Consider the following 6870-nt stretch of genomic DNA (forward strand, 5'->3'; position numbering starts at 1 on the left):
AATCGCACAGGGATGGCTCGGATCAGTGATGCAGGCGTGCGTAGACACCCCCGCCGCCGAGAGCCTAGCGTTGACGAAGGAACCAGGGACCCGATGCTGAGTCCCCGCACGGCGGAAGGAGCCGAGATGTCTGACGTTGCCACCACAGGATCTGTCACCCCCGAGCGCGAGGCGGAGCTGCTGGCCCGCGTTCCCACGGGCCTTCTCATCAACGGCGAGTGGCGCGACGCCACCGGCGGGAAGACGTTCGCGATCGAGGATCCCGCCACAGGGAGGTCCCTCCTCGAGATCGCGGACGCGACGAGCGAGGACGCTGTGGCCGCGCTCGACGCCGCCGACGCCGCTCAGGCCGCGTGGGCACGGACCGCTCCCCGCGAGCGGGGCGAGATCCTCCGCCGCGCCTTCGAGCTCGTGACCGCGCGGGCCGACGACTTCGCCCTCCTCATGACCCTCGAGATGGGCAAGCCGCTCGCCGAGTCGCGCGCCGAGGTCACGTACGGCGCCGAGTTCCTGCGCTGGTTCTCGGAGGAGGCCGTTCGCGACTACGGCCGCTACGTCACGACCCCGGAGGGCAAGAACAAGATTCTGGTCCAGCGGAAGCCGCTTGGCCCCTGCCTGCTCATCACCCCGTGGAATTTCCCGCTCGCGATGGCCACGCGCAAGATCGCCCCGGCCGTGGCTGCGGGCTGCACGATGATCGTCAAGCCGGCCAAGTTCACGCCGCTCACCACTCAGCTCTTCGCCGCCGTCATGCAGGAGGCCGGGCTGCCGGCCGGCGTGCTGAACGTCGTCTCCTCGTCCTCGGCCTCGGGCATCTCCGGCCCGCTCATGAAGGACCACCGCCTCCGCAAGATTTCGTTCACGGGCTCGACCCCCGTGGGTCGCCGCCTCCTCGCGGACGCGTCCCAGAACATCCTCCGGACGTCGATGGAGCTCGGCGGCAACGCCCCGTTCATCGTGTTCGAGGACGCGGACCTGGACAAGGCCGTCGAGGGGGCCATGGCCGCCAAGATGCGCAACATGGGCGAGGCGTGCACGGCCGCGAACCGCTTCCTCGTGCAGGAATCGGTCGCTGAGGAGTTCACCGCCAAGTTCGCCGCGGCGATGGGCGCGCTCAAGCTGGGGCGCGGCACCGAGGCGGACTCCAAGGTCGGGCCACTCATCGACGGCGGCGCCCGCAAGGACGTCCACGCGCTCGTGACCGAAGCGGTCGGAGCTGGCGCGACGGTCGCCACCGGCGGCGGGCCCCTCGATGGCGACGGCTACTTCTACGCGCCGACCGTCCTCGCGAACGTGCCGAACGACGCCGAGATCCTCAAGAACGAGATCTTCGGCCCCGTCGCCCCGATCACGACCTTCGCGACGGAGGAGGACGCCATCCGGCTCGCGAACGCGACCGAGTACGGCCTCGCCTCCTACCTCTACACCCGCGACTACGCGCGCATGTTCCGCGTCGCCGAGCAGATCGAGTACGGCATGGTCGGCTTCAACGCGGGCGTCATCTCCAACGCGGCCGCCCCGTTCGGCGGCGTCAAGCAGTCCGGCCTGGGCCGCGAGGGCGGCGCCGAGGGGATCGGGGAGTACACGACGACGCAGTACATCGGCATTGCGGATCCGTACGCTGGCTAACCAGCGCCGGTGACCCGCCACGGGCGGAGGGACAGCGACAGCATTGCGGATCCGTACCAAGGCTAATCAGCGCCGGTGCGTTCAGCGCCGCCGTACCTCTCGGATCAGGCGCGTGATGCTGGCCCCTGCCGCCTTGGCGGCGGGGGCCAGCGGCGTCAGGAGCCGCCCGAACACACGGCGCAGCGCGCGGGATGCGGCGCCCTTGGACCGCTGTGCGGCGCGCCCCATCGCGTGGGTCGGGCGGGCAAAGGCCGACGGCGGGAGCGCGGCGATGCGGGCGCGAGTGAGCGCCGAGCTGCTCGCCTTTCCCGCGCGGGCGACCGCGTCCACCGCCTCGCGCGCGGCGGCGGGGTCGGTCTCGTAGCCGGGGCGCCCGTACTCGTACCGCTCGTACTCGCGCGTGAGGGTCGCGAGCGCCTGGGCGACGGCCCCGCCGTCGTCCGCCTCCCAGGTCTCGAGGCGACGCGCGTACGCCCGCGGGGTGTCCGAGGGGTGCGCGGGGACGCCGTGATCGAAGCCGAGCGCCTCGAGCTCCTCCCACGCGCCGTCGATCCCGCGCGTGAGCCGTCGCCTCCGCTGCCCGGCGCGGACCGCGGCGGGGAGGATGAGCAGAACGACCAGCACGAGCGCGCCCACGGCGATAGCGCCGATCGGCTCCCATTCCGCGTCGCTCGGAGCCGCGCTCGCGGTGGGATGCGGGGTCGCCGAGGGAACGGGGGCGGCGGGCCCCGCGCTTGCCTTGAGCCCGTCGTTGGGGTTCTCGAGGTTCGTGCTCGCCCCGGTGGGCGCGTCCGTCTGGGCATAGGCGGGGAGCACGCCGCGGGACGGGGTGGGTTCGAACGGGATCCAGCCGAGTCCCTCGAAGTAGAGCTCGGGCCACGCGTGGGCGTCGCGCGCGTCGACCTCGTACTCGGGGAGGGAACCGACGCCCGCGACCGCGATCGTCCCGCCCGTGGGGTGGCCCGGAGCGAAGCCCACGGCGATCCGGCTCGGGATGCCAACGAGCCTCGCCATGACCGCCATGGCGGCGGAGAAGTGGATGCAGTAGCCGGACTTCTTCTCGAGGAATTTCTCGAGGACGTCCATGCCGGTTCCGTCGTAGCCGTCCTGGACGGGCGCCTGCTCCGAGTACGTGAACGTGCGGAGGTACGCCTGGATCGCGAGCGCCTTGGCGTACTGCGACGCCGCGCCTTTGGTGATGCTATCCGCCGTCGTCCGCACCAGGGCCGGCACGTCGCCTGGGATGCTCGAGGTCTCCCGCCCGATCCCGCGCGGCCCTGAGCGCGCGGCGTCGAGCTGCGCCGCGGTCACGTTCGGCATGACTGAGTGGACCAGGTAGCTCTGCTCGAGGCTGCCCCCGGGTTCGCCCTTGATGCTCAGGTTGAACGGGTCCCAGCCGAAACGCCCCTGGACTCCCGTCACCGAGGCGGGCGCGTACGGGACGGGAAGGTAGGGGCTCGTGAAGTTCCCGGTCTGGATGACGGTCGTGGTCGTGGCGAGCGGGGCCGTCTGCGCGGTGTTCTGCGTGATCGAGTTGAGGGCGTAGTGGCGCTGGTCGTCGCGGTTGTCGGGGCCCCAGGTGCTGCCGTCGAACGAATCGACCGTGACGGTCTGGAGGTAGACGGACTGGGTCGAGTCGGTCGCGTAGTGGATGATTCCGAGGCCCTGGGCGCTGCGGAGGTCGCTTCCCAGGCTGATGAACGGGTTGAGGCCCACGTTCTGGCCGAAGTACTTGAGCCGCGAGCCTTCGGGGAAGCTTCCGCGATCGAACCCGGGGACCAGGGCCGGGACCACCAGTGCGCCCACGACGATCGCGGCGACGATGGCCACGACGCGGGACGGGGAGACGGCCGCGCCCGAACTCCGCGCGGCGCCGCCGGCACCGGACGCGGCCTCGGCGCGCGCGAGGGCCAGCGCCGCGAGGTACGCTGCGGCCGAGATCGCGAAACCCCACGCGCCCGGTCCCGACGGCTTGAGCAGCGCTGGAACCACGAGGACGGAAAGCGGTGCGACGCCGGCGATGGCAGGCATGCGGCACGCGACGCCAATCGCCTCGCCGATGAGGGCCGTGAGCCCGAGCGCGCCGGTCAGGAGCGCGACGACGCCTACGTTGGGTGCGGCGGGGACGGCCTCGAAGGAGATCGTGTTCCACGCCTCGTCGAACGCCTCGCGGGCCGCCTCGATGGTCTGCGCCGTCGGGATGAAGCCCAGGACCGCGGTGTCGCGCAGGAAGATGAACGTCATCGAGAGCGCCCATACGACGAGCCCCGCGAGCGAGGGGACCACGACCGGGGCGCGCACGAGCCGGGCGGCGGCAGTGGCGGCCGAGGTCGCCAAGACGACCACGAGCACGGGGTACAGCCAGGCCCACGAGCGGAGCACGCCGTCGTACGACAGCGACGCCCCGGCGACCGAGACCCCGAGGCAGAGGCCGAAGGCGGCGCGCCGCCACGGGAGCGGGCGGGCGGGCCAGCGCGGCCGCGGTCCGCTCGGCGGCGGCGTCGCCGGGCCCGGCCGGGTGGGGGCTTGCGTCACCATGACTGCGTCCCGGCGGTGAGTGCGAGCCACGCGGCCTCGAGGCGGGTGTGCGCCGTCGCCTCGATCGCAAGCCAGCCCGCGGCGCGGAGCGTCTGGACGGCACCGCGGCAGGCGCCCGGATGATCCGTGACCACGAGCGCGAGCGCGCGCTCCGCAGAAGCCGCGGCGGGCGCGAGGATGCGCGCGTCCTGGGCGGTCGTGCGCCCGAGGATCGCCACGAGCGGGCCACGCTGCCGGTGCGCCTCGATGCGGTCGAGCAGCAGGTCCCCGAAGCCCTCGTCCGGGTGCGGTGCGAGCGCCGCCGTCCCGTTCTCCCCGCCGCGCGGGAGGATGGCGGCGAGTCCCTCGGCGACCTGCGCGAGGCCCTCGCGACCCGAGAAGTCCGGCGCATCGGGGACGGACGACGACGGCGAGTGGGACAGCGCGAGGGCTCCGTCCGCGTCGAGGAGGCGGAGAGTGTAGTCGAGCTCGGCGAGGTGCGCCGCGACGGACATCGTGGCCGTGACGGCCCACTCGAACTCGGGCGAGCCCGGCGCCCATTCGCCGGGGGGAGCGGGGCGGCCGGTCGCCGCGGGGAACGCGTCGCGTCGGAGGTCGAGCACGATCGTGGCCTCGGGTGAGGTCGCCGACTCCTCCTGCCGCACCATGAGCTGCCCGTGGCGGGCCGTCGCGGCCCAGTGCACCCGGCGCATCGGATCGCCGTGGCGGTACTCGCGGGTCATGACGTCGTCCTCGGAAGGGTTCGCCTGCATGCGGGTGGCGATCACGCCGTCGATCCCGCGCAGCCCCGACAGGACGGACGCCGCGAGCGGCACGGCGGCCGGCGTGACGGTGAGCCGCGTTCCGTAGTCAATCCTCGTGCGCTGCTCAGCGAGTCCGAAGACGTCGGTCGAGCGCGCCTCGACGGGCCCAAGCACGTATAGGCCGCGGTGGGCGCACGCAAGCTGGTAGCGGTAGCGGCTCACGCCGTCGGACCCGACGGTGTGCCCGGGATAGGCGAAGTCCGGGCCCTCGCCGAGTGACGCGGGGAGGTGCTCCGCCATCGAGAGCCGGCCCACGAGCACGCCCGTGTGGCCCACCGCGAGGCGGACCTCCGCGGTGCGGCCCGCCTCGACCACCGGCGGATCGCTCGCGCGGTCCACGGAGAGGCCGGGCCGGAAGAGCCGGTTCGCGAGCCACGCGACCCCCGGCACGAGGAGGAGGAAGACGGACAGGTGCAGGAGGTCGCGGCGGCCCATGAGCTGCGCCGCGATGAGCACCACGGCGCCGGTGCCCACGAATCCCCACCCCGCGGCCGTGAGCGAGCCCTGCCACGGCGCGCCGCGCCAGCGCGAAGTGGGGGACGCCATGGGACTCAGCCCTGTCTGCGGAGGCGGGCCGCGCCGTCGGACGGGAGCGGCACGGACGCGACGATCGCCTCGAGGATCCCGGCGGCCGTGAGCCCTGCGCTCGCGGCTCGCCGGTCCAGGATGAGCCGATGGGTGAGGACGGCCGGTGCCATCGCGGCAATGTCGTCGGGCAGCACGAAGTCGCGCCCGTCGAGCGCCGCGCGCGCCTTTGCCGCCCGCAGCAGTTGGAGCACTGCGCGCGGGCTCGAGCCGAGGCGGATCTTCTCGCTGGTCCGGGTGGCCCGGCCCAGCGCGACCGTGAACTCCTTGACCGGGTCGGAGACGAAGACGTCCTTGACCGTTTCGATCATCGCGAGCAGGTCCGATGCCTCGGCGACCGGCTCGACCGAGAGCAGCGGTGACTCCGACTGATGGCTCTCGAGCATCTCGATCTCGGCGGCCTCGTCCGGGTAGCCCATCGAGATGCGCGCCATGAAGCGGTCGCGCTGGGCCTCAGGGAGCGGGTAGGTGCCCTCCATCTCGATGGGGTTCTGGGTCGCGATCACCATGAACGGCTCGCTCAGGCCGTAGGAGGTGCCGTCGACCGTGACCTGGTGCTCCTCCATGCATTCGAGGAGAGCCGACTGCGTCTTGGCCGAGGCGCGGTTGATCTCGTCGCCGATCACGATGTTCGCGAAGACGGCGCCTGGGCGGAACTCGAACTGGCGCGTGGCCTGGTTGTAGATCGAGACGCCCGTGACGTCGCTGGGGAGCAGGTCCGGCGTGAACTGGATGCGGCTCACGGAGCAGTCGATGGTTCGCGCGAGGGTCTTGGCGAGCATGGTCTTGCCGACGCCGGGGACGTCCTCGACGAGGAGGTGGCCTTGGGCGAGGAGCACCGTGAGTGCCACGCGGGACGCCTCGGCCTTGCCGTCGATCACGCGGTCGACCGCGGCGAGGATCGATTCGCACGTCGCGCGGAACGACGTGGCCGGCAGGGGCTTGGGCGGCGGGCTCTGTCTCAGCGGCGTGAGAGCGGTCGCGCCAATGCGGTGCACATCCATGCGTCCCCCTCGGGGCCAGTGGAGGAGTGACCCGGAGGAGGCCTCTGTCAGATCCGGAGAGGAGACCTTCGTCACACCTTTTGCTCATTACGTTACCCGCAACCCGGACCCTGATGCGCCCCCGATCCTGTGACCGAACTGTGACCGGCCCGTGCTGTCTGTACCCGAGAGGGATTGGGGTGGGGTGTGAAGTCTCGGGACCTAATAGACACTTCTGTCTCGGGACCTCGTAGACAGTGTGTCTCAGGACGTTGTAGACGCTTCGGGCCGTCTGATCGGGTGCATGAGTGTTCACGAACCTGATCTGCGGG

At 71.9% G+C, this 6870-nt stretch carries 4 protein-coding genes; 1 reads left to right on the forward strand and 3 read right to left on the reverse strand.

What is annotated here, in order from left to right:
• Positions 1-126 precede the first annotated feature (126 nt).
• Complete coding sequence (locus E6A26_RS01870; protein ID WP_136609463.1) at positions 127-1629, forward strand: NAD-dependent succinate-semialdehyde dehydrogenase; 1503 nt, start codon at positions 127-129, stop codon at positions 1627-1629.
• Positions 1630-1710: 81 nt separating this feature from the next.
• On the opposite strand, the gene E6A26_RS01875 is transcribed toward E6A26_RS01870, so the two are convergent.
• The 3 genes from E6A26_RS01875 to E6A26_RS01885 are packed head-to-tail and all read right to left on the reverse strand — an operon-like array spanning position 1711 to position 6559.
• Entirely contained in the window at positions 1711-4167 is a 2457-nt protein-coding gene (locus E6A26_RS01875) for a DUF3488 and transglutaminase-like domain-containing protein (protein WP_136609464.1), read from the reverse strand.
• Positions 4161-5516 carry a DUF58 domain-containing protein gene (locus E6A26_RS01880; RefSeq protein WP_136609465.1) on the reverse strand — a complete coding sequence of 452 codons (1356 nt, stop codon included), beginning with the start codon at positions 5514-5516 and terminating at the stop codon, positions 4161-4163. Before E6A26_RS01880 ends, E6A26_RS01875 begins: the two co-directional genes overlap by 7 nt.
• Before the next feature lie 5 nt (positions 5517-5521).
• On the reverse strand, positions 5522-6559 hold the full coding sequence (locus tag E6A26_RS01885) for an AAA family ATPase (RefSeq protein WP_136609466.1): 1038 nt from the start codon (positions 6557-6559) through the stop codon (positions 5522-5524).
• Positions 6560-6870: the final 311 nt, after the last annotated feature.

The sequence above is a fragment of the Sinomonas albida genome (assembly GCF_004919045.1).
Classification (GTDB): Bacteria; Actinomycetota; Actinomycetes; order Actinomycetales; family Micrococcaceae; genus Sinomonas; species Sinomonas albida.